2 protein-coding genes are annotated in these 2,852 nt (G+C 67.4%); one reads left to right on the forward strand and one right to left on the reverse strand.

Annotated features, from left to right (window positions below):
- A partial coding sequence (locus DEU35_RS17550) for an Ig-like domain repeat protein (RefSeq protein ID WP_220340875.1) occupies positions 1–1,352 on the reverse strand: 1,352 nt, incomplete at its 3' end.
- A 367-nt stretch (positions 1,353–1,719) separates the two neighbouring features.
- Here DEU35_RS17550 and DEU35_RS16780 point away from each other — a divergent pair.
- Complete coding sequence (locus tag DEU35_RS16780) at positions 1,720–2,523, forward strand: acetoacetate decarboxylase family protein (RefSeq protein ID WP_258873592.1); 804 nt, start codon at positions 1,720–1,722, stop codon at positions 2,521–2,523.
- Positions 2,524–2,852 lie beyond the last annotated feature (329 nt).

The following is a 2,852-nucleotide window of genomic DNA, read 5'->3' on the forward strand; positions in this document are numbered from 1 at the left end:
GTGGTGGTGCTGTGGGAGGGTTCGGTGACGGTGCCGTCGGGGGCGACGGCCCAGAGGGTGGTGCTGCTGCTGTCGCCGGGGGAGACGGCGGCTTCGAGGGCGGTGGCGGTGCCGGGGGCGATGGTGAGCTTCACGTACTCGGTGGCGGTGCCAAGGCTGTTGGTCGCGGTGATCTTGATCTTCCAGGTGCCGGCGCGGGTGGAGGATCCGGCGAGGATGCCGTTCGTGAAGGTGACGCCGTCGGGCAGGACGGTGCTGTCGGTGTCATCGTTTTCGATGCTGTAAGTGGGGGTGGGCGTGCCTGACGCCGTGAAGTCGAAGGAGAACGCTTCACCCGCGAGGACGCGTTCGGCGATCGGGGCATCGCTGGAGGAGTCGGTACTGAACGAGGGGGAAGTGGAAGCGCTGACCTCCACCGTGGTGCTGGCGTCGGACGCGCCGTAAGAGGAGTCACCGGAGTACAGCGCTCGAATGGCGTGGGTGCCGGCGGAGAGGACCGGTGAGAGTGTGGCGGTCCCGTCGGTGAGGCTAGCTGTGCCGATCGAGTTGTTTCCATCCATGAAGGTCACGGTCCCGGTCGCTGCAGCGGGGGAAACGGTCGCCTTCAGCTCCGTCGATGTTGTGTCGTTCGGGTGGGCACCGACCTTCAGCTCGGTCGTGGTGGCAACCTTGGGGGCGTTGTAGGTGATGACGATCTTGCCATCACCAAAGTTGCCGTTCAGAAGACGAATGTCGGTCGCCGTCGCAGCGACAAATCCCGACCCGCCACCACCCGCGCCGGAAATGTTCGTCGACGGGTCGGCTCCGCCACCGCCACCGCCGTAGAGGCCGCCGCCGCCGCCAGCACCGGCCACGCCTCGGCTATTACCGTCGGTGTTGTCCGCGCCGCCGCCGCCGGCCCCGAACGAGGAGGTCCCGGAAGCGGCGACCGTGCTTCCCCATGCCCCGGAGTCTGCGGCGTTATCGCCACCGCCGGCACCGGGGCCGGATTCCGTTGCGCCCGCTCCGGAGAGCTCAGAGGCTAACGTCGAGTAGCCGTCGCTTCCGGATGAGCCGGCGCCAGTAGATCCCCCATCGCCCCCTGGTACGAGGTAGACCGTCAAATTGTCGCCGTTCTGCACGAGCGCGACGCTGGACCCCCCGCCACCGCCTGCGGCCATGAGAAGCGACCCCGCTCCGACGAGGTAGCTGCCGCCGCCGCCGCCGCCGCTGCCGTACATGCTGTCGGTGCTCTTCGTGCCGGCTGATGCGCCCCCGCCATACCCGCCGCGCGCGGGGGATCCAGCGACGGTGCTGACTCCTGTCTGGCCCGCACCGCCAACGGTAGCGATCAGTTCTTCGCCGGGGTTCACCGGAAGTGTCGCTGTCGCGGCGCCACCGAGACCGGTCTTGCCTGACCCCACGGCCTGGCTCTGCCATGTTGCGCGGCCACCCGAACCGGCGAGAACGCTGGCCTCGATACTGGTGACACCCGCGGGGACCGTCCAGGACTCGGGTGAGCCGGTATAGCCGAACGTCACCGTGCACACACCCGAGTCGCACGATGTGTCGGCGGCTTGCGCGGCGACCGCCCCCGCGAAGGTCATCGCCGCGGTCATGACAAGGCCTGCACCCCCCGCGACCACACGGCGAACGAGCGGGGAAGAGGTTGCAGGCATGGCGAGGCTCCTCGACTGGTCAGGCGTGAAAATGGTGGGAGTTTCGGTTGTCCGAGCATATATGACCCGTTATGAACCGAATTGCCCCGTTTCATACTGTGCAGATCCTATTATCATTGCCCGCGTGCTAGCGGCTGATGTATCCCGACTTCTGACCACGCCGGCCAACGTCCCCGCGCTCTCGGCTCGCGGCTCCTTCCCGCACCGTCGCGAGACCCTGCGCGTGGACTACGTCACTCATAGGGAAGCTGCTCGCATGCTGCTCCCTGAGCCGCTGGCCCTGCCGGCGCTTCCCCGGGCCAGCATCTACGTGACCCAGTATTTCGACATGTTCGCCGATGCTCCCGTGATCGAGATGGCCCAGTCCATCGAAGCGGTGAGCCCGGACGGCCGCACGGGTGATTTCGTGCAGGTCGTCTATACGGACAGCATCCCCGCGATCATCGCCAATCGAGAGGGCTACCTGCAGCCGATCCTGGCCGGCACGGTCAGCATCACCCATAAGAACGCCGTCACCGATTTCGCGCTTCGAGTGAACGATGTCGAAGTCGCCCGCGGAAGCGCGGGGTACAAGACGGAACCCGTGGAGCTCGACTCCGCCCTCGCCCTGTTCCGTCGCCCCAAGTTCTACCTCAAGATCCTCGGCAGGCCCATGCTGGGCGAACGCGCCCGCCCCGTGCTCTTCGGTCTCGAGCCCGGTGGCATCTCTGTGCTCGAGGCCTACCGTGCCCCCGCCCGTCTGGCGCTCTTCAGCCACGTCATGGCACCCCTCGACGACCTCCCGATCATTCACGTCGAGTCATGCCACACGACCGTCCTGCAGTGGACGCCGGGCAGCGTCGAGGTCCTCCACCGCTACACATGACGCGCCGGAGACGTCGACCGCGACGGCACGGAATGCGAACGTTCGCAGCCCGCTGAACGGCTCGGGAAGCTGCGGGTCCCTTCGTGCGAGGATGTCGCACCACTCAACACTCCACGACGGAGAACGACAGGAGCCACTGCCGTGGGGGCAGTGGCTCCTGGGTGTTTCTGGGGTGGCGGTCAGTTCGACCGTCGTGTCGCGCGGTGGCGCTGGAGCAGTGTCACCGCGATTCCGGCGGCGAGGATGCCGAGTGCCCAGCCGAGCGGGGCGAGGGGTGCGGATCCCGTGGTGGCCAGCTGGTTCGGGGCGGACGCAACGCCCGTGGTGCC

The organism is Microbacterium sp. AG157 (assembly GCF_003385695.1).
GTDB lineage: Bacteria > Actinomycetota > Actinomycetes > Actinomycetales > Microbacteriaceae > Microbacterium > Microbacterium testaceum.